The following is a 20194-nucleotide window of genomic DNA, read 5'->3' as shown; positions in this document are numbered from 1 at the left end:
GTTGTGTTACCCCTTTGAGAACTCATGAACACGGTTTTCATGATCCGGGGAATGTTCGATCACTTCCGGAAGTCACTGACCAGCGCTCAGGGCCCCCGCCCGCACCACCCGGTGGCCGACGGCGCCGGGCGGACGCGGCACATCACGCTTCCGGCCGTGCCATCGGTGCTTTCCGGCCACCGGGCGGCCAAAACGAAACGGGTCCCGCACCGCCACAACGGCGGTGCGGGACCCGGGGGTTCCGGCGTTCGTCGATCAGCCCTGGACGAACACCGCCACGGTGCGGCCCGGCACGGTGAAGGTGCCGGTCACGGCGTCGAAGCCGGACTGCTTCACCACCGCGTCCGCGCCGCCCGCCTGGACCGGGTGCAGGGCCTGGCCCGTCCCCTTCAGGGCCGCCACGGTCTGCGCCTGCGCGGTGGGCGTGGCGTTGAACACCACGGTGACGCCCTTCTCGGCGCCCTTCAGCCCGGTGCCGTCCAGGTGCAGGGTGATCACCCCGGGCGTCTCACCGGGCGTGCCGGAGAGCGGGTAGGACAGCCGCTGCTGGACGGCGGCCAGGGTGGGCAGCGAGAACAGCGGCGAGGAGCGCTTGATCCGCAGGAACTCCTGGTACTGCGCGGAGGTCGCGCGGATCTCGGCCGCCCCCACGGTCAGCCGCGGGTTCGCCAGCAGGGACTGCGCGGTCGGCCACATCTCCTTGTTGTCGGCCGCCGGCGGCAGGCCGCGGCCCCAGCCGTTGCCCTGCGACGGGTCCCAGTGGATGGCGTTGAACCAGTCGCCCGAGTCGTAGGAGTTGGCGTCCAGCGACTTGGAGCGCAGCAGGTCGCTGCCGGCCTGGGCGAAGCCCGCGCCCTGGGTGAGCGCGGTGAGCGAGAGCCCGAGCGCCTGCATCCGGGCCCGGTCGGCGGGCGCGGTGCCGGTCGGCAGCTTGTACGCGAGCGCGTCGAACAGGTCGGTGTTGTCGTGGGCGTCCACGTACTCCACCGCCTCGCCCGGCTTGGCCGCGTACCCGGTCGGGGCTCCGTTGTAGTCGACCTGCGCGCCGGTGACGGCCCGGCCCGAGCTGTCGGTGAAGGAGTAGCCGGCCAGGTTGCCGGTCAGTCCGACCTTCAGCTGGTCCATCTGGTGCAGCAGCCGGTCCTTCTGCTCCTGCGGGGTGCCGTTGGCGGGCGAGCCGTTGGGGTCGGTGTACAGGCCCGAGGCGAAGCCCTGCTGCGGGGCGGAGTTGAGCATGAAGTTGCCGCCGCGGGCGGCGTCGCGGAGCCGGTCGTCGAAGGTGGCGATGCCGGTGCCGGCCAGGTTGAGCTGGGTGGCCTGCTCGAACCGGGCGTTGTTCGCGACGACGCCGAAGTTCCAGCCCTCGCCGTAGAGGAAGACGTTCTTCCCGTCGACGCCGTCCGAGGCGGGCGTCATCTTCCGCAGCGCGGCCTGCACGTCCAGCATGGTGGACTTCGGATCCAGGCCCATCAGGTCGAAGCGGAAGCCGTCGACCTTGTACTCGCGGGCCCAGGTGGTCACCGAGTCGACCACGAGCCGGTTCATCATGGCGTGCTCGGGCGCGGTGTCGGCGCAGCAGCTGTCCGCGGTGACCTTGCCGTTGTCGTCCAGCCGCTGGTAGTAGCCGGGGACGACCTTGTCCAGCACCGAGTGCTCGGCCTGGCCGCTGGCGGCGGTGTGGTTGTAGACCACGTCCAGCACCACCCGCAGCCCGGCCTCGTGCATCGCCTGCACCATCCGCCGGAATTCGACGGTGCGCGCCACCCCGGTCGGCTCAGTGGCGTACGACCCCTCCGGCACGGTGTAGTGCAACGGGTCGTAGCCCCAGTTGTACGCGTCGTCGGCGGCGACGGCCGCCACGCATTCCTGCTGCTTCGGGCCGTCCGGGGGCAGGGACTTGAGGTCGCAGGCCGGCAGCTTCTGATCGGCCCGGTTCTCCCGGATGGTGGCGATGTCGAAGGTCGGCAGCAGGTGGACGGTGGTCACCCCGGCCTGGGCGAGTTCCCGCAGGTGCCGCATGCCGGCCGACTGCGACTCGGTGAACGCCAGGTAGGTGCCGCGCTCGGCGGCCGGGACGGTGGTGTCCTCCACCGAGAAGTCCCGGACGTGCAGTTCCTGGATCTGCTGCCGCGCCGGCGGGACGGCCTCGGGGACGTTCTGCTCCTCCCAGCCCGCGGGCTTGAGCTCCTTGGCGGCGAGGTCGGCGACCAGGCTGCGCCTGGAGTCGGTGGACAGCGCGACCGAGTACGGGTCGGTGACGGTGTTGACCACCACCTGCTGGACGGAGGGCGCCCAGACCTTCACCTGGTACAGGTAGTACTTGCCGTCCAACTCGCCCTTGTCGCGGACGACTTCCCAGACGCCGGTCTCGTCGTCCAGCTTCAGCGGCAGCGTCTTCGGGGTGCCGCCGGTCGCGCCGTCGAAGACCTGGACGGACACCTCCTGCGCGGTCGGCGCCCACACCGACAGCGCCACCTTGCCGTTGTAGTAGGCCGGGCCGAAGTCCACCCGGCCGGTGCGGCGCGCGTAGAGGTCGTCCAGCACGCCGGGGGTCTGCACGCCGGTGGCGGCCAGCACGGCGCCGCTGGGCAGGTGTTCGGTGAACAGCAGCTGGCTGCGCAGCGCGGCCGGGACGCGCGCGGTGTCCCGGGCGTCCACGGTGAAGGCCCGGTAGCCCGCCAGGTGCGGGAACGCGGCCTTCTGCGCCGCGGTCAGGCCGCCCTGGGCGGCGTTGAGCCGGATCCACCGGCCGGGCTTGGTCAGCACGCCCTTGTCGGCGCGGATGCCGCCCTCGGGGTCGTACACCAGCTGGGCGCTGGTGCCGCCGGCCAGGGCGGCGTCGCCCGCGCCGTAGGCCGCCGGGACGACGACGGTCCTGGCGTCGATCCACTGGGCCTTGGCGGTGCCGAGGTCCACCTGCGCGGAGGCGGCGGCGTTCTGCGGCAGCAGGTGGCCCTCGCGGCCGCCGAGCAGCCACACCTCGCGGCCGTCGACGGCGAGGTCCAGGGACTGGTCGGTGGGCAGGTCCTTGTCGTTGCCCTTGTGCAGGATGTAGCTGAGGCTGGTCGCGCCGGGGGCCAGCGGCACCTCGAAGACGGCGCCGAAGGCGTCGCGGCGCACCGGCATCAGCGGCTTGCCCCAGTCGGTGGGGGTGGCGGCGCCGGTCCAGTCGTGCAGGCCCCAGCCGTCGTAGTCGCCGTCGGCCCGGTTGTAGTGGAGGACGGCGGTGTTGGCGGGCGGAGTGTTCACCGGGCCCGGGTCGGCGGTGCGCACGGCCGGGTCGCCCTGCCGGAGCCAGACCTCGCCGGTGGCGCCGACGTCGACGTGGCGGTCGGCGTCGACGTCCTTGACGCCGTTCTTCTCGACGACGAACCCGACGTCCGAGGCGCCGGGCTTGAGCTTCACGTAGGCGAAGGCGCCGTACGCGTCCCGGCCGGTGAAGGCGTGCCCGGCGGGCCACGGGGTGGCCTCGCCGTCGGCGAGGTCGCCCCAGGCGTAGAGGTTCCAGCCGTCGTAGTCGCCGTCCGGACGGTTGTAGTGCACGACGGCGTACGGGCGGGCGCCGGCGGTGGGCACCGGCTTGGGCGCGGGGGCGCCGGTGGTGAAGCTCGCGGTGGCGGAGCGCAGCCGGCCGCTGGAGTCCTGGACGACGGCCTTGTAGCGGACGACCGTGCCGGGGGCGGTGGCGCTCAGGTCCTGGGTGACCAGGTTCCGCCCGGTGTCGGCGGTGCCCAGGGTCTGCCAGGGCCCGGTGCCGATCTGGGCGGCGAAGGTGACGCGGTTGAAGCCGCCGCCGGTCGTGGCGCCGACGGTGACGGTGCCGCTCGAACCGTCGGCCGGGGGCTGCACGGAGAGCTGCGGCGCCGCCGTGGTGGGTGCGAGGCCTGCGCCCGCCTTGAACACCACCGAGGAGAGCGCCGGCACGGTCACGGTGACCTTGCGGTCGGCGCCGGAGGTCGCTTTCCCGCCCGGTGCCGGGTAGATCCGGTCGAAGCCCATCCCGGCGGAGAAGGTGTCCAGGGTGACGGTCTTCGCCTCGGCGGCGTTGTTGACCGCCACCAGGTACTCGGTCCGCTGCCCGGCGTCGATCCGGGAGAAGGCGTACACGCCCGCGCCGTCGGCGGCGTAGCGCTCGATCTGGGCGCCGTCGGCGAGCGCCGGGTTGTCGCGGCGCAGCTTGGCCAGCGCGGCGACGTCCTGGTAGAGCGCGCCGCCCTGCCCGTACCGGTCGGCCGGGCCGGAGGGGCCGCCGAGCACCCGGTCGCCGTTGTAGGAGGGCGTCTTCGAGGCGAACATGTCCTGCCGGGCGTCCTGGTCGCCGCCCGCGCCGGTGAAGCCCTGCTCGTCGCCGTAGTAGACGACGGGCTGGCCGCGGGTGAGGAACTGGAGCTCGTTGCCGAGCCGGTCCTTCTTCAGCAGGGTGGCCTCGTCGGCGCCCGGGTTGTCGGCGAGCAGGAAGGAGCCGAACCGGCCCATGTCGTGGTTGCCGAGGAAGGTCGGCAGCTCGTACGCGTCGGTGTCGGCGGTGGTGTAGCGGTAGTCCTGGCCGTAGACGTCGGCGAGGTTCTTCGCCGAGCCGCCCTGGGAGACGTAGCTGCGGGCGGCGCCCTGGAACGGGAAGTCCAGGGTGGCCTGGAGCTTGCCCTTGGTGACGTACGGCGAGGTGATCGCCGGGTCGCCGGAGTAGACCTCGCCGAACATGAAGAACTTCTTGTTGCCCTGCTTGGCGGCGAAGTCCTTGAGCGCGGGCGCCCACTGCTGCCAGAACGCCATGTTGACGTGCTTGACGGTGTCGATCCGGAAGCCGTCCACGCCGGCGTCCTTGACCCACTGCTGGTAGACCTTCTCGAAGCCCTTCACCACCCGGGGGTTCTGGGTGTCGAGGTCGTCCAGGCCGCTGAAGTCGCCCTCGGTGGCGGACTCGCCGACGAAGGTCGAGTCACCGCGGTTGTGGTAGAGCGCGGGGTCGTTGAGCCAGGACGGGGTCTTGGCCGTGGCGTCGGCGGGCTTGCGGAAGACCGGGGTGTAGGGGAAGGAGTCCTTGGTGAGCCGCGGCCAGGGCGCGCCCGCGTCGGCGATCGCGGTCTCGTCGACGGGGTTGCCGTCGGCGTCGAGGGTCGGGTAGGCGCCGACGGAGCGGTAGCCGTGCTGCTGTTCGGCGTCGTCGATGACGTCGGCGGTGTGGTTGGTGATGACGTCGAAGAAGACCTTGATGCCGCGGGCGTGGGCCTTGGCTATCAGGTCCTTGAGCTGGTCGTTGGTGCCGAAGTGCGGGTCGACCTGGGTGAAGTCGGTGATCCAGTAGCCGTGGTAGCCGGCCGAGGCCTGGTCGCCGCTGCCCTGGACCGGCTTGTTCTTGAAGATCGGGGCCATCCAGATCGCGGTGGTGCCGAGGTTCTGGATGTAGTCGAGCCGCTGGATCAGGCCGGCCAGGTCGCCGCCGTGGTAGAAGCCCTTGTCGGCCGGGTCGAAGCCGTGGTCCAGCCGGCCGCCGGTGATGCCCCCCGTGTCGTTGGCGGGGTCGCCGTCGGCGAAGCGGTCGGGCAGGACGAAGTAGAACTGCTCGCGGGTGAGGTCGTGCCGCCCTGCGGTGGCCGCCAGGGCGGCGTCCGAGGGCGGGGCCGGCGGGGCGGCGGCGAGGGCCGCGGGCGCGCTGCCGAGGGTGGCGGCGGTCAGTGCGGCGGCCAGCAGGACGGCCGTGCGGCCGGGTCTGCGTCGGGGGGTGCTCCGCCGGGGGCGGAGCCGGACATCGGCCACTGAGGGTCTCCCTTAGGGGAAGGGGTGAGCGAGTTCCCTGGAAGCTAGCGGCCTGCAATATGTTTCAGCAAGATGCAGAAACCGTTTCGTTCCGGGAAACTCCAGGCCAGGACCGTTGCCGCCACCCCGATTACGCCCTTCGAGCGGTCGGCGTAACAATGGGACGTATGCCTGTCCCGCCGGTAAGCACCAGACCCGACCGCACCCCCTACCCCGGTGGGAGCCGCCCCCTAGCCCTCAAGGGGGACAGCCGGTGAAGAATCCACTGCCAGGGGATGATCGGACGGCGACGGGACGTCTGGCAGACTTCTCGTCCATGGGGGAACCGACCAAGATCCAGCACGGCCGCGAACAGCGCGCCGAAGCGGCGCGTGGTGACGGTTCCGGAGCACGGCCGGCCTCCTCGGGACGCCTGCCCGACGGAGCCGCCCGCGCCACTCAGTCCCGTATCGCCGCACTGCGCGGCCGCATCCGCGACCAGCGGCGCTCACCGGCCCGGCCGAAGATCTGGTTCGAACTGGCCCTGATCGGGATCAGCTACTGGATCTACTCGATCATCCGCAACGCCGTCCCGGAACAGGCCTCGATAGCCCAGAAGCACGCGCGCTGGATCTGGGACCTGGAGCAGTCGCTGGGCATCGCCGTCGAGCGTTCGATCAACCACGCCGCGAACAGCGTCGGGTGGCTCATCACCGGGATGAACTACTACTACGCGACGCTGCACTTCGTCGTGACGATCGGCGTGCTGGTCTGGCTCTACCGCCGCCACCCCGGCCGCTACGTCGCCGCCCGCACCGTGCTGTTCGCCACCACCGCGATCGCCCTGATCGGCTTCTTCTTCTTCCCGCTCGCACCGCCCCGGCTGATGACCGACGGCGGCTTCATCGACACCGTGAAGGTGCACGGCACCTGGGGCTCGATGGCCTCCGGGCCCGCCGCGCACGTGTCCAACCAGTACGCGGCGATGCCCTCGATGCACATCGGCTGGTCGATGTGGTGCGGGCTGGCCATCTTCTACCTGGCCCGCCGGACGTGGGTCCGGGTGCTCGGCCTGCTCTACCCGCTGGCCACCCTGGCGGTGATCGTCTCGACCGCCAACCACTTCTGGATGGACGCCGTCGGCGGCGAGCTCTGCCTGGCCGTGGGCTTCCTCACCGCCCGCTGGCTGTACCACTCCTGGGTCTACAAACTGCCCCAGGTGCCCGCCCGGGAGGCGGCGGAGGAGCCGATCACCGTCCCCGAGCAGTGGAGCGAACCCGCGGCGACCGGCGCCCGCCGGTAGAGCTGCCGGACCCGGACGAACCGAAGGGGCCCCCACCCGGGGCCCCTTTCGCGTGCCCGGACCTCGGCCGCCGGCCTCAGCCGCCGTAGAACAGCCGCTCCACCACCGCCCGGGCCCGCCGGGTGGTCCGCCGGTAGTCGTCCACCAGCTCGCCGCTGTGCCCGGCGCCGTACCCGAGGTAGCGGGCCACCCCGGCCAGCTCCCGGGCCTCCCCGGGGAAGCTGTCGCCGGGCCGCCCGCGCACCAGCATCACCGCCGAGCGCACCCGGGAGGCCAGCACCCAGGCCGCGTCCAGCACCTGCGCGTCCGAGCGCCCGACCAGCCCGGCTCCGGCGGCGGCCGCCAGCGCGGCCCTGGTCCGGGTGGTGCGCAGGGCCGGCAGCTCGTGCCCGTGCTGGAGCTGGAGCAGTTGCACCGTCCACTCCACGTCGGCCAGCCCGCCGCGGCCGATCTTGGTGTGCGTGGTCGGGTCGGCGCCGCGCGGCAGCCGCTCGGCCTCGATCCGCGCCTTGATCCGGCGGATCTCCACCAGGTCCCGCTCCGGCACCCCGACACCGGGGTAGCGCAACGGGTCGATCAGCTGCCGGAACCGCGCGCCCAGCTCCTCGTCCCCGGCCACCGGCTCGGCCCGCAGCAGCGCCTGGCTCTCCCAGGCGTGCGACCAGCGCCGGTAGTACGCCGCGTACGAGGCGAGGGTGCGCACCAGCGGGCCGCTGCGCCCCTCCGGCCGCAGGTCGGCGTCGACCAGCAGCGGCGGCTCGGTGGACGGCGCGCCGAGCAGGGTCCGCAGCTCGTTGCAGACCGCCTGGGCGGCCCGGGCGGCGTCCTGCTCCAGCGAGCCGAGCAGCGGCTCGTGGACGAAGAGCACGTCGGCGTCCGAGCCGTAGCCCAGCTCGTGGCCGCCGAACCGGCCCATCGCGATCACCGCGATCCGGGTCGGCAGGTCGCCGTGCTCGGCCTCCCAGCCGGCCGTGCAGGCGCGCAGCGCGCCCTGGAGGGTGGCGGCGTTGATCGCGGTCAGCGCCTCCCCCGCGGTGTCCAGCGCCTCGGCCGGGTCATCGCCGAGGCGGCCGAGGACGTCCGCGGCGGCGGTCCGGAACAGCTCCCGGCGGCGCACCGAGCGGGCGGCGGCGACGGCCGCGGCGGTGGATCCGGCCCGGCCGACGGCGGCCAGTATCTCCTGCTCCAGGGCGGCCCGGCCGCGCGGCGCCAGGCCCTGCGGGTCGCCCAGCATGGCGACCGCCTCGGGGGCGCGCAGCAGCAGGTCGGGGGCGAGCCGGCCGGCCGACAGCACCCGGGCCAGCTGCTCGGCGGCGGCGCTCTCGTCGCGCAGCAGCCGCAGGTACCAGGGGGTGCGGCCGAGCGCGTCGGAGACCTGGCGGAAGTTGAGCAGCCCGGCGTCCGGGTCGGCCGAGTCGGCGAACCAGCCGAGCAGCACCGGCAGCAGGGTGCGCTGGATCGCGGCCTTGCGGCTCACCCCGGAGGCGAGCGCGCTGAGGTGGCGCAGCGCGGCGGCCGGGTCCGCGTAGCCCAGCGCCTCCAGCCGGGCCCGGGCCGCGTCCGGGGTCAACCCGGCCGCGCCCGGCGGCAGTTCGGCGACGGCGTCGAGCAGCGGCCGGTAGAACAGCTTCTCGTGCAGCCGCCGGACCTCGACCGCGTGCCGCTTCCACTCGCGCTGCAGCGCGGCCACCGGGTCGGAGCGGGTGTCGTCGTTGATCAGCGCGGCCAGCGAGCGGGCCAGCCGGCGCAGGTCCTCCGCGCCGGTGGGCATCAGGTGGGTGCGGCGCAGCCGGTAGAGCTGGATCCGGTGCTCCAGGGAGCGCAGGAAGCGGTAGGCGGTGTCCAGCGAGACGGCGTCCGCCCGGCCGACGTACCCGCCGCGGGAGAGCGCGGCCAGCGCCTCCAGGGTGTTGCCGCTGCGCAGCGCCGGGTCGGTGCGGCCGTGCACCAGCTGGAGCAGCTGGACGGAGAACTCGACGTCGCGCAGCCCGCCGGGGCCGAGCTTGAGCTGGCGGTCCAGTTCGGTGGCGGGGATCGAGTCGATCACCCGGCGGCGCATCTGCTGCACGTCGGTGACGAAGTTGTCCCGGGCGGCGGCCTGCCAGACCATCGGGGCCAGCGCCTCCAGGTAGGCGGCGCCGAGTTCGGCGTCCCCGGCGACCGGGCGGGCCTTGAGCAGCGCCTGGAACTCCCAGGTCTTGGCCCAGCGCTGGTAGTAGGCGAGGTGGCTGGCCAGGGTGCGCACCAGCGGGCCGTTGCGGCCCTCGGGGCGCAGGTTGGCGTCCACCGGCCAGATGGTGCCCTCGCCGGTGGTGTCCGCGCAGAGCCGGGTGAGGGCGGCGGCGAGCCGGGTGGCGGCCTTGACGGCCTCGTGCTCGTCCACGCCCTCGCGCGGCTCGGCGACGAAGATGACGTCCACGTCGGAGACGTAGTTGAGTTCGCGGCCGCCGCACTTGCCCATGCCGATCACGGCGAGCCGGCAGGCCCGGGCGGCGTCCTGGTCCTGCTCGGCGGCGAGGTCCAGGGCGGTCTGCAGGGTGGCGCCGGCCAGGTCGGCGAGCTCGGCGGCGGTCTGCGCGAGGTCGGTGGTGCCGGTGAGGTCGCGGGCGGCGATGGCGAGCAGGCAGCGGCGGTAGGCGACGCGCAGCGCGTCCGCCGGGCTGCGGCCGCCCTCCCGGCCGCGCCGGACGCCCTCGGCGAGCGCGCGGCGGAAGTCCTCCGGGCCGGGGTGCATGTCGCGCAGCTCGAAGGTGACCAGCATGTGCCAGTCGTGCGGGTGCCGGGCCAGGTGGTCGGCGAGCGCGGTGGAGACGCCGAGCACGCCGAGCAGCCGGTCGCGCAGCGGCTTGGAGGTGGTGAGGGTGTCGCGCAGGGTGCGCCGTTCGGCCTCGTCGGCGGCCTCCAGCAGCCGGGCCAGGCCGAACAGGGCGAGGTCGGGGTCGGCGGTGGCGCCGAGCGCGTCCAGCAGCACGGGGTCGTCGGCCAGGCCTTCCAGGCCGGGGCCCGCCAGCAGCCGCACCGCCTGCGCCGGGTCGGTGAACCCGCGCCTGACCAGCCTGATCTCCGGCCGGCTGACCCGGCTCCCGGCCCGCTGCTCGTCCACCGCCATGGCCCCTCCATCCGTCCGCCCCAGCAGGTTACGCGCCCTGACGGCCCGGCGCCGGACACGACCACCGGACACGACCACCGGACGGCCCGCCGCCGCGCGCCGCGCCGCCCGTCCGTGACCTCGGGCCCGCCGCGCTCGTTCTCCCGGCGCCGACCGCCTCACCCCGCCCATCCCGTCCCATCCCGGAGCGCCGATGCCCAGCCGCCTGCCCTCGCTCACCGGGCTGCGCTTCTGGGCGGCCCTGCTGGTGGTGCTCTACCACCTGTCCCGCAAGGTCGGAGGGCTGCCGGTACTCGATCCGCTCGCCTGGTACGGGCGCTCGGGGGTGACGTTCTTCTTCGTCCTGTCCGGTTTCGTCCTGGCCTGGACGTACGGCGGCTCGCCCGTCCCCGCCGGGGCGTTCGCCCGCCGCCGGTTCGCCCGGATCTGGCCGTTGCACGTGCTGAGCACCGTGCTGTCGCTGGGCGCGGACGCCGCGATCGGCACGGCGCTGCCGGTGGCGGCCGCGCTCTGGTCGCTGCTGCTGGTGCACCCGTGGGCGCAGGCGACGGTGTACGGCGGCAATCCGGCGTCCTGGTCGCTGGGCGCCGAGGCCTGGTTCTACCTGCTGTTCCCGCTGCTGCTGCGGTTGCTGGCGCCGCGCCGCCGCGCCTGGCTGCCGGTGGCGGCGGTGTGCGCGGCGCTCGGCCCGGCACTGTGGGCGGCGGGCCCGCTGCTGCCGGCCGATCCGACGGTGCGCGGCTGGCTGCTGGACTACCTGCCGCTGGCCCGTACCCCGCAGTTCGTGCTCGGGGTGGCGGTCGGGCTGGCGGTGCGGCACGGGCTGCTCCCCCGGGTGCGGCTGGGCGCGGCGGCCGCGGCGGTGGCGGGCTGGCACCTGCTGCTGGCGCCCTGGCACGCGGCCGTCCCGGACGCGCTGTGGTGGGGCCCGTACAGCGCCTCCCAGCTGGTGCCGGCGGCCCTGTTCGCGGCGCTGCTGGTGGCGGCGGCCCAGCGGGACGCGGCCGGTGCGGCACCCCGGCCGCCGGGCGAACGGGGCCCGGCCGGACGGGGACCGGCCGGGCGAGGTCTGGCCGGGCGGGCGGCGGTGCGGCTCGGCGAGTGGTCCTACGCCTGGTACCTGGTGCACGAGATCGGCATCCGCTGCTGGCTCGCCGAGTCGGGCCGCCCGGCGCCCGGGGCGGCGGCGCTCGGGGTCTGGCTGCTGCTGGCCGGGGGGTCGCTGGCGGTGGCGGCGGGCCTGTACCGCTGGGTGGAGCGGCCGTGCGAGCGGCTGCTGCGCGGCTCGCCACGCCGGCCCGGCGGGAACGCGGCGGCGCCGCTGCCGGCCCGCGCGGTGCGGGTGGGTCGGCAGCGGCGCCGGGCGGCGGCCGGTCAGGCGTCGGTGGAGCCGTCCAGGTTGACGTAGGCGTAGAAGACGCCGATGTCGTAGCCGTCCTTCTGGGTGTTGAAGGTGGTGGTGAGGTCGGTGTCCCCGTTGCGCAGGTACGGCGAGATGTCCCAGCGGTTGGAGTCGTAGCCGAAGTTGTTGCGGTTGTACGGGTTGCGGGCGAACTGGTCCTCCGGGGTCAACTCCTCGATGGTGGAGTTGAAGGCGTCGTCCGGCGCGTGGTTGATGTCGGAGAACAGCGTCTCGGGCCCGTTGGTGGACTTGACCGACAGGGTGTCACCGGTCCACTTGAGGTCGCCGTCGTAGACCACCCAGCCGAGCTTGCCGTGGAGCTGACCGCTCTGCGGCGTCTGCAGCCCCGTGAGCTTGATCTGCCGCGTCGGGCTGTCCGGCAGCTCGACCTGGAAGCCGTCCCACAGGTGGATGTGCCGCATCGGCTTGCAGTCGTTCTCGTACGCGACGACGATCGTCCAGCCGCCCCAGCTGTGCGGCTTCACCACCGAGTCCATGTTGGCGACGGTGTAGGTGCCGTTGCCGGCGTTCCTGACCAGGTCGGTGATGTCGGCGGAGGCCTGGTAGCTGCTCTCCACGTCGGTGGTGATGTAGCCGATGGACGGCTGGTCGTTGGCGATGTCCCGGTACTGCTTCTCGCCCGGGACCTTGAGGTACACCTCGTCGATCTGGTTCTCCGGCAGCACGGTGTCGCCGATGCCTCGGGTGCCGCCCCAGTACAGCCGGGCGTACTTGACCTTGGAGCCGTCGATCAGGCCGAGGTCGGCGGAGCTGGCGGAGTAGATCGGGTCACCGAGCGGGCCGATGGAGCCCGGGTCGATGTTGATGTACTTCATCTCGTACTTGTTGTTGATCGGCATGCTGCCGAGGCCCTTGCGGGCGTCCTCGCAGGGCGGCTGCGCCGGGTCGACCGGCGGCTTGGTCTCGTCACAGGTCATCAGCGAGTTGCTGATCCTGGTGACGGAGCCGTGGAAGTCGCCCTGGAAGCGGGTGGTGAACGGCAGCGGGTTCTCGGCGATGGTCTCGGCGCGCGGGCGCGGGTTCGACGAACCGGAGCCGGAGCCACGGGCGTCGGCGACCGGGGTGGCCAGCAGCTGGCTCGCGACGGCGGCGAGGGCGGCGCCCGCGACGACGGCCCGGCGGGCGAGCAGGCGGGCCGCGGCGGCGCGGCTGACAGCGGAGGAGGGCATGGGATCCTCTCGGGACGGAACGGACGAGCACGCCCATCGGACCACAACTGTCCGTCACAGGATCTTCACATACCGCCATTGGGGAAGCGATCCCACCCCAGCGGACGGCCCGCTGTCATCCGATCGAACGACAGCGGGCCCGGAGGTGTTTGGGAGCCTCAGGTGCTCACAGCACCTGGAGGTTCTTGCGCAGCTCGAACGGGGTGACCTCGGAGCGGTACTCCTCCCACTCCTGCCGCTTGTTGCGCAGGAAGAAGTCGAAGACGTGCTCGCCGAGGGTCTCGGCGACGAGCTCGCTGCGCTGCATCAGGTCGATCGCCTCGCCGAGGTTCTGCGGCATCGGCTGGATGCCGAGGGCGCGGCGCTCGGAGTCGGACAGCGCCCAGACGTCGTCGTCGGCGCCCGGCGGGAGCTCGTAGCCCTCCTCGATGCCCTTGAGGCCGGCCGCGAGGGTGACGGCGTAGGCGAGGTACGGGTTGCAGCCGGTGTCCAGGGAGCGGACCTCGATCCGGGTGGAGCCCTGCTTGCCGGGCTTGTACATCGGCACCCGGATCAGCGCCGAGCGGTTGTTGTGGCCCCAGCAGATGTAGGACGGGGCCTCGCCGCCGGCGCCGGCGGTGCGCTGGGAGCCGCCCCAGATCCGCTTGTAGGAGTTCACCCACTGGTTGGTGACGGCGGCGGTCTCGGCGGCGTGCTTGAGCAGGCCGGCGATGAAGGAGCGCCCGACCTTGGAGAGCTGGTACTCGGCGCCGGTCTCGTGGAAGGCGTTGCGGTCGCCCTCGAACAGCGACAGGTGGGTGTGCATGCCCGAGCCGGGGTGGTCGGAGAACGGCTTGGGCATGAAGCTGGCGTGCACGCCCTGCTCCAGCGCGACCTCCTTCATGACCAGACGGAAGGTCATGATGTTGTCGGCGGTGGACAGCGCGTCGGCGTAGCGCAGGTCGATCTCCTGCTGGCCGGGGGCGCCCTCGTGGTGGGAGAACTCCACCGAGATGCCCATCGACTCCAGCATGGTGATGGCCTGTCGGCGGAAGTCGTGGCCGACCCCGCGCGGGGTGTGGTCGAAGTAGCCGGACTGGTCGGCGGGGATCGGCGGGGTGCCGTCGCCGGGCAGGTTCTTCAGCAGGAAGAACTCGATCTCGGGGTGGGTGTAGAAGGTGAAGCCCTGGGCGGAGGCCTTCTCCAGGGTGCGCTTGAGCACGAACCGGGGGTCGGCGTAGGACGGCGAGCCGTCGGGCATCAGGATGTCGCAGAACATCCGGGCGGTGCCGGGGGTCTCCGAGCGCCACGGCAGGATCTGGAAGGTGGTCGGGTCCGGCTTGGCGATCATGTCGGACTCGTAGACCCGGGCGAAGCCCTCGATCGCCGAGCCGTCGAAGCCGATGCCCTCCTCGAAAGCCTGCTCCAGTTCGGCCGGAGCCACCGCGACCGACTTCAGGAACCCGAGCACGTCGGTGAACCACAGCCGGACGAACCGGATGTCACGCTCCTCAAGCGTCCGAAGCACGAACTGCTGCTGCTTGCCCATGGGGACAGTCTCACCTCTGCTCTTTACGCTCGTGTTACGCCCGGAAGACCCCCGGACGCGACTGCCCCCATCATGGCCGATCACCGCGCGGGACGGCAGTCCGGACCCCGGTCCGACCCCCCGGGCAGCACATTGCGTCAGATCGACGATTACACTCGGAGGCATGCCCAATCTCCGTCTCGCCCTGAGCCAGATCGACCCCTGGGTCGGTGACATCGCCCGCAACAGCGATGAGGTGGTGCGCTGGACCAGGCAGGCCGTGGAGGCCGGCGCCCAGTTGGTCGCCTTCCCCGAGATGGCCCTGACCGGATACCCCGTCGAGGACCTCGCCCTGCGCAGTTCCTTCGTCGAGGCGTCCCGGGGCGCGCTGGTCGAGCTGGCCGGGCGGCTGGCCGCCGACGGGCTGGGCGAGGTGCCGGTGGTGGTCGGCTACCTCGGGCGCTCCGAGCACGCCTCGCCGAGGTTCGGCCGCCCGGCCGGCTCCCCGCAGAACTGCGCCGCCGTGCTGCACCGGGGCGAGGTGGTGACCCGCTTCGCCAAGCACCACCTGCCCAACTACGGCGTGTTCGACGAGTACCGCTGGTTCGTCCCGGGCGAGCAGCTGCCGGTGCTGCGGCTGCACGGAGTGGACGTCGCGCTGGCCATCTGCGAGGACATCTGGCAGGACGGCGGCCGGGTCACCGCGGCCCGCGAGGCCGGGGCCGGGCTGCTGCTGGTGGTCAACGGCTCGCCGTACGAGCGGAACAAGGACGACCAGCGGCTGGAGCTGGTCCGGCGCCGGGCCGCCGAGGCGGGCTGCCCGCTGGCCTACGTCAACATGGTCGGCGGCCAGGACGAGCTGGTCTTCGACGGCGACTCGATCGTGGTCGGCGCGGACGGCGAGGTGCTGGCCCGCTCCCCGCAGTTCGAGGAGCACCTGCTGGTGCTGGACCTCGACCTGCCGGCCGCCGGCGGCGACCACACCGACGGCCTGCTGCTGAGCGACGGCCTGCACCTCGTCCGCACCGAGCTGGGCGGCGAGCCGCAGGCCGCGCCCGCGGACACCCCGACCCCCGAGGTGGCGCCGCGGCTGTCCGACGAGGCGGAGATCTGGGCCGCGCTGGTCTCCGGCACCCGGGCGTACGTCACCAAGAACGGCTTCCGTTCGGTGCTGATCGGCCTCTCCGGCGGCATCGACTCGGCACTGGTGGCCGCCATCGCGGTGGACGCGATCGGCGCCGAGAACGTGTACTGCGTCTCGATGCCCAGCCGCTACTCCTCGCAGCACTCCCGGGACGACGCGGCCGAGCTGGCCCGCCGGACCGGGCTGCACTACCGCACCGTCTCCATCGCCCCGATGTTCGACGCCTACCTGGGCGCGACCGAGCTGACCGGCCTGGCCGAGGAGAACCTGCAGTCCCGGCTGCGCGGCACCCTGCTGATGGCGATCTCCAACCAGGAGGGGCACATCGTGCTCGCGCCCGGCAACAAGAGCGAGCTGGCCGTCGGCTACTCGACCCTGTACGGCGACTCGGTGGGCGCGTTCGGGCCGATCAAGGACGTCTACAAGTCGCTGGTCTTCCGGCTGGCCCACTGGCGCAACGAGGAGGCCGAGCGGCGCGGCGAGGTGCCGCCGATCCCGGAGAACACCATCTCCAAGCCGCCGTCCGCCGAGCTGCGGCCGGACCAGAAGGACAGCGACTCGCTGCCCGACTACGACCTGCTGGACAGCGTGCTGGCCCGCTACATCGAGGGCGACGAGGGGCGGGACGCGATCGTCGCGGCCGGCTTCGACCCGGCCGTGGTGGACCGGGTGGTCCGGCTGGTCGACACCGCCGAGTACAAGCGGCGGCAGTACCCGCCGGGCCCCAAGATCTCGGTCAAGAACTTCGGCCGGGACCGCCGCCTGCCGATCACCAACCGCTGGCGGCGGGGCTGACCCAGCTAGTTGAACCGGTAGGTGGCGGCCACCGCGAGGTGGTCGCTGCCGTCCCGGGGCAGGGTGCGGGAGTCGACCGGCGCGAGGCCGCCCTTGCTCATGATCTGGTCGATCCGGGCCATCGGGAAGGACGCCGGCCAGCTGAAGCCGAAGCCGTCCCCGGCGGCGCCCTGGGCCGAGCGCATCTGCGAGGTGACCGGCGCCAGGCTGCGGTCGTTCATGGTGCCGTTGAGGTCGCCGAGCAGCAGCACCTTCTTCACCGGCTCGGCCTGGATCGCGTCGCCGAGCGCCTGCGCGCTGACGTCCCGCTGGTCGACGGTGAAGCCGCCCTCGGCCTTCAGCCGCACCGACGGCAGGTGCGCGACGTACACCGCGACCGGGCCCTGCGGGGTGGCGACCTGGGCCCGGAACGCCCTGGTCCAGCCCATCTTGAGGTCCACCGGCGAGACTCCGCTGATCGGGTACTTCGACCAGAGGCCGACCGTCCCCTCCACCTCGTGGTACGGGTACGCCTCGGCGAGCCCGCTCTCGTAGTCGCGCAGCGGCTTGCCGGCCAGCTCCTGGAGGGCGACGATCTGGGCGCCGGAGGCCACCAGGCCGCGGACGGTGCCCGGCACGTCGGGGTTGGCGGCGGCGACGTTGTGGCTGACCACCGTCCAGTCGCCGGTGCCGCCGCTCTTGTCGCTGAGCAGGCCGCCGAACAGGTTGAGCCAGATCGCGACGGGCAGCAGCAGCGCGATCAGCGCGGTGGCGGAACGGCGCAGCAGCGCGGGGACCAGCAGCACCGGGACGGCCAGGCCGATCCAGGGCAGGAAGGTCTCCAGCAGGCTGCCGAGGTTGCCGGCGCTGTTGGGGACGTCGGCGTGGAGGGCCATCAGCAGGGCGGTGAGCACGGCCAGCACCGCGACCACCAGGCCGCGCCGCCAGGTGGTGGCGCCGCGGCCGTCCCGGCCCCAGTGCCGCAGGCCCAGGAACCCTCCGGGACGGCCCGCGGGGGCCGGGGCGCCCGCCTCGCCCCAGGGCCCGGCCGTGCTCCGGTCGGTCCTGTCCGCCTGCGTCATCCGTGGCTCCCGTTGTTCGTGCCGTCGCCGGTCCGGTGTCCGGCCCGTGGGGTACGGGCGGGTGCCGGACTGGTGCCGGTTTGATCGGATACCCGGCTCAGCCTATGCCGGGACAGACGCGGGGCCGTCGGAGCGGGTTCCGGCGTGGCCCGGTTTGGTGAGCCAGGCCACGCCGGACGCAGGTCGGTGCAGGTCGGACGCAGGTCGGTGCAGGTCGCTGCGGGTACGGGACCGGGGCGCGGGGTCCGGGGCGCGGGAGCGCGTTCAGCCGCGGGAGCCGGAGGCCGCGTGCGGCGCCAGGCCTTCGAGCAGCGAGTCGACCATCCGGCGGGCCAGGTCCGGGTCCTCCAGGTCGGAGTCGTCCCAGAGGATGCTGCGGTACAGGATCGGGCCCATCAGCATGTCGCCGAGCAGCTCGACGTCGAGGTCGGACCGCAGCACGCCCTCGTCCATGGCGCGGCGGATCAGGGTGAGCCCCGCCTCCCGGCGCGGCTTGATCACCCGGTCGCGGTACGCGCTGTACAGGTCGGGCAGGCCCTGCATCTGGCCGAGGGCGGCCTTGAGCACCCAGCGGGAGCGCTTGGCGAGGCCGCGCCGGCGCATGTAGTCGATCATCTCGATCAGGTGGTCCCGGGCGGTGCCGTCGGTCGGCGCGGGCATCGGGACTTCCAGCCGGCTGACCACGTCGACCAGCAGGGCCTCCTTGTTGGGCCAGCGCCGGTAGATGGTGGCCTTGCCGACGCCGGCCGCGGCGGCGATGCCCTCGATGGTGAGCTCGGACAGCGCGGTGCCGCCGGCCATCAGGTCCTCGACGGCGGCGAAGATGGCCTGCTCGGCGGCCTCGCTGCGCGGGCGGCCGCGGCGTACGGCGGCGCAGGGCTGTCCGGCTCCGGCGGCCGGGGTGTCCGTCTTCATCCCCGCTGTACTCCCTCGCTGTCCGCGTGGCGCACGGGCGCCGTTCCGTTTCCGATGGTGGTCCGTGGACCGGGCCGGGTGGCGGCCGCCGTCCTGGACCTCGGCCCTGCCGCCCGGGGGTTCACCCGGGTGACAGGGCCATTGTCGCTCAGTGCGATCGAGGGTCAGGCGTCCGCGGCCACGGCCTTGCGGCTCTGGTCGGGCTGCTCGGCGGCCTTCCCGGCCGGGCCGCCGGGGGCGGCCGACCGGCGCGGCAGCAGGAACCAGGCGATCAGCGCGCCGACCACCGTGATGCCCGCGGAGAGCGAGGCCACCACGTGCATGGCGCTGACGAAGGCGTCGTCGGCCGGGCCGATCAGCGCGGCGCCCTTGGGGCCCATCCGCTCGGCGATGGCCAGGGTGGCCTCCAGCGACTCGCCGGCCTTGCCGCGCAGGTCGTCGGGCAGCTGGTTGAGCGTGTCGGTCATGCCGTCGCGGTAGACGGTGGAGAGCACCGCGCCGAGCACGGCGACGCCGAGCGAGCCGCCGACCTGGCGGAAGGTGTTGTTGACGGCCGAGCCCGCGCCGGCCTTCTCGCGGGGCAGCGAGGCCATGATCGCGACGGTGACCGGCGGCATGACGTGCGCCATGCCGGTGCCCATCAGCAGGCCGAGCACGATCAGCACCCAGATCGGCGTGTCGACGCCCAGCAGGGTATAGCCGACGAAGCCGACCGCGATCAGCAGCATGCCGACGGCGGCGGTGGCGGCGACGCCGAAGCGGTCGACCACCAGCCGGGCCCGCGGCGCGAACAGGAGCTGGGCGACGGCCAGCGGCAGCATCAGCAGGCCGGCCTGGAGCGCGCTGTAGCCGCGCACGCTCTGGATGTAGAAGACGCCGAAGAAGGAGACGCCCATCAGCGCGAAGAAGACCACGCCGACGACCACGACGGAGGCGCTGAACACCTTGTTGCGGAACCAGGTGACGTCCAGCGCGGGGAAGCGGGTGCGGCCCTCGAACCAGACGAAGGCGGCCAGCGCCAGCACGCCGACCAGCGTCGGCACCCAGGCCTCGGCGGCGGTGAAGTCGGCCAGCTCGCCGCCCTTGATGATGCCGTAGATCAGCGCGACCAGGCCGATGATCGACAGCAGCACGCCTATCGGGTCGAGCTTGCCGGGGTTCGGGTCCTTGGACTCGGGCACCAGGACGATCATCGCGATCACCGCGACGATCACGATCGGGACGTTGACCAGGAAGACCGAGCCCCACCAGAAGTGCTCGATCAGCAGGCCTCCGGTGATCGGGCCGATGGCGATGGCCAGGCCGACCGCGCCGGCCCAGATGCCGATCGCCTTGGGCTGCTCGGAGCGCTCGAACACGTTCATGATGATGGCCAGCGTGGCGGGCATCGCGAGCGCGGCGCCGACGCCCATCAGGGCGCGGTAGCCCACGAGTTCACCGGGCGAGGCGGCCAGCGCGGAGAGCAGCGAGGCGATGCCGAAGACCACCATGCCGCCGAGCAGCGCGCGCTTGCGGCCGAAGCGGTCGCCGAGCAGGCCGGAGGTGAAGAGCAGCCCGGCGAACACCAGGGTGTAGGAGTTGATCGACCACTCCAGGTCGCTCTGGCTGGCGCCGAGGCCGACCGGCGCGGGGGTCGCGATGGTCTTCATCGCGACGTTGAGGATCGAGTTGTCGAGGACGACGACGAGCAGGGCGAGCACCAGGGTGCAGAGGATCGCCCAGCGTCGGCGGTGGATGGCTTCCGGCACGCGGGGTGGCGCGGCTGCGGTGGTCATTGGTCTTCCCGTCCGTGGTGGTGTGGCACTGGCGGGCAATTCCGAGCCATGGTCGTCTCGTAACCCCCCGGCACCAGGGTAGCGGCCATTACGATACGAGACGACTCCGTTTCGTAAAAACGCGGCAAAGCCCGGGGGCGCCCGCGCTCGCCGGTGTGCCGCAGATCGCACCCGACCGCCCGCACGCCCCTTTGCGCGCACGCCGGGGCGTGCAAGCATGGAGGTGATCCGGGGACGCCGCACGGCGCCACGAGACG

The 20194-nt window shown here is 72.8% G+C and carries 10 protein-coding genes; 3 read left to right on the top strand and 7 right to left on the bottom strand.

Annotated elements, in window-relative coordinates:
- Window positions 1–255: 255 nt before the first annotated feature.
- Window positions 256–5757, bottom strand: a complete 5502-nt coding sequence (gene pulA, locus ACIO9K_RS26295; protein ID WP_400333571.1) for a pullulanase-type alpha-1,6-glucosidase — start codon at window positions 5755–5757, stop codon at window positions 256–258.
- A gap of 316 nt (window positions 5758–6073) precedes the next feature.
- Here pulA and ACIO9K_RS26290 point away from each other — a divergent pair, with 316 nt between their 5' ends.
- Window positions 6074–7039 (top strand): phosphatase PAP2 family protein, encoded by a 966-nt coding sequence (locus ACIO9K_RS26290; protein ID WP_363580884.1) that lies wholly within the window; start codon window positions 6074–6076, stop codon window positions 7037–7039.
- A 76-nt stretch (window positions 7040–7115) separates the two neighbouring features.
- Here ACIO9K_RS26290 and ACIO9K_RS26285 read toward each other — a convergent pair whose 3' ends face one another.
- Window positions 7116–10148, bottom strand: a complete 3033-nt coding sequence (locus ACIO9K_RS26285) for a bifunctional [glutamine synthetase] adenylyltransferase/[glutamine synthetase]-adenylyl-L-tyrosine phosphorylase (RefSeq protein ID WP_371516738.1) — start codon at window positions 10146–10148, stop codon at window positions 7116–7118.
- A 193-nt stretch (window positions 10149–10341) separates the two neighbouring features.
- On the opposite strand from ACIO9K_RS26285, the gene ACIO9K_RS26280 reads away from it, so the two are divergent.
- Window positions 10342–11556 (top strand): acyltransferase family protein, encoded by a 1215-nt coding sequence (locus tag ACIO9K_RS26280; protein ID WP_400333567.1) that lies wholly within the window; start codon window positions 10342–10344, stop codon window positions 11554–11556.
- Here ACIO9K_RS26280 and ACIO9K_RS26275 read toward each other — a convergent pair.
- Together ACIO9K_RS26275 and glnA are read right to left on the bottom strand one after the other, a co-directional pair.
- Window positions 11523–12740: a hypothetical protein gene (locus tag ACIO9K_RS26275; RefSeq protein WP_363622307.1), complete on the bottom strand. Its 1218-nt coding sequence runs from the start codon at window positions 12738–12740 to the stop codon at window positions 11523–11525. The genes ACIO9K_RS26280 and ACIO9K_RS26275 overlap by 34 nt on opposite strands.
- A 166-nt stretch (window positions 12741–12906) precedes the next feature.
- A complete protein-coding gene (gene glnA / locus ACIO9K_RS26270) occupies window positions 12907–14268 on the bottom strand; it encodes a type I glutamate--ammonia ligase (RefSeq protein ID WP_363580876.1) in 1362 nt (453 codons plus the stop codon).
- A 163-nt stretch (window positions 14269–14431) separates the two neighbouring features.
- Between glnA and ACIO9K_RS26265 the strand changes: the two genes are divergently transcribed.
- The gene (locus tag ACIO9K_RS26265; protein WP_363580874.1) at window positions 14432–16186 is read left to right on the top strand and encodes an NAD+ synthase; all 1755 of its coding nucleotides are present in this window, start codon (window positions 14432–14434) and stop codon (window positions 16184–16186) included.
- A 5-nt stretch (window positions 16187–16191) separates the two neighbouring features.
- Here ACIO9K_RS26265 and ACIO9K_RS26260 read toward each other — a convergent pair whose 3' ends face one another.
- The 3 genes from ACIO9K_RS26260 to ACIO9K_RS26250 all read right to left on the bottom strand — a co-directional run bounded on the left by ACIO9K_RS26260 (window position 16192) and on the right by ACIO9K_RS26250 (window position 19937).
- Window positions 16192–17061: an endonuclease/exonuclease/phosphatase family protein gene (locus tag ACIO9K_RS26260; RefSeq protein WP_363580978.1), complete on the bottom strand. Its 870-nt coding sequence runs from the start codon at window positions 17059–17061 to the stop codon at window positions 16192–16194.
- A 450-nt stretch (window positions 17062–17511) separates the two neighbouring features.
- Entirely contained in the window at window positions 17512–18162 is a 651-nt protein-coding gene (locus ACIO9K_RS26255) for a TetR/AcrR family transcriptional regulator (protein WP_363580872.1), read from the bottom strand.
- Between the two features lie 164 nt (window positions 18163–18326).
- Window positions 18327–19937: an MFS transporter gene (locus ACIO9K_RS26250; RefSeq protein ID WP_363580870.1), complete on the bottom strand. Its 1611-nt coding sequence runs from the start codon at window positions 19935–19937 to the stop codon at window positions 18327–18329.
- Window positions 19938–20194 lie beyond the last annotated feature (257 nt).

Source organism: Kitasatospora sp. NPDC087271, assembly GCF_044744605.1.
In the GTDB taxonomy this organism is placed as follows: Bacteria; Actinomycetota; Actinomycetes; order Streptomycetales; family Streptomycetaceae; genus Kitasatospora.
The sequence above is the reverse complement of the archived record's forward strand: the minus strand, read 5'-3'. Positions and strand labels throughout refer to the sequence as shown.

Coding starts and splice junctions, on each gene's coding strand:
- ACIO9K_RS26250 (WP_363580870.1), bottom strand. CDS start 19,937: ATGACCACCGCAGCCGCGCCACCCCGCGTGCCGGAAGCCATCCACCGC.
- glnA (WP_363580876.1), bottom strand. CDS start 14,268: ATGGGCAAGCAGCAGCAGTTCGTGCTTCGGACGCTTGAGGAGCGTGAC.
- ACIO9K_RS26265 (WP_363580874.1), top strand. CDS start 14,432: ATGCCCAATCTCCGTCTCGCCCTGAGCCAGATCGACCCCTGGGTCGGT.
- ACIO9K_RS26275 (WP_363622307.1), bottom strand. CDS start 12,740: ATGCCCTCCTCCGCTGTCAGCCGCGCCGCCGCGGCCCGCCTGCTCGCC.
- ACIO9K_RS26280 (WP_400333567.1), top strand. CDS start 10,342: ATGCCCAGCCGCCTGCCCTCGCTCACCGGGCTGCGCTTCTGGGCGGCC.
- ACIO9K_RS26290 (WP_363580884.1), top strand. CDS start 6,074: ATGGGGGAACCGACCAAGATCCAGCACGGCCGCGAACAGCGCGCCGAA.
- ACIO9K_RS26255 (WP_363580872.1), bottom strand. CDS start 18,162: ATGAAGACGGACACCCCGGCCGCCGGAGCCGGACAGCCCTGCGCCGCC.
- ACIO9K_RS26285 (WP_371516738.1), bottom strand. CDS start 10,148: ATGGCGGTGGACGAGCAGCGGGCCGGGAGCCGGGTCAGCCGGCCGGAG.
- ACIO9K_RS26260 (WP_363580978.1), bottom strand. CDS start 17,061: ATGGCCCTCCACGCCGACGTCCCCAACAGCGCCGGCAACCTCGGCAGC.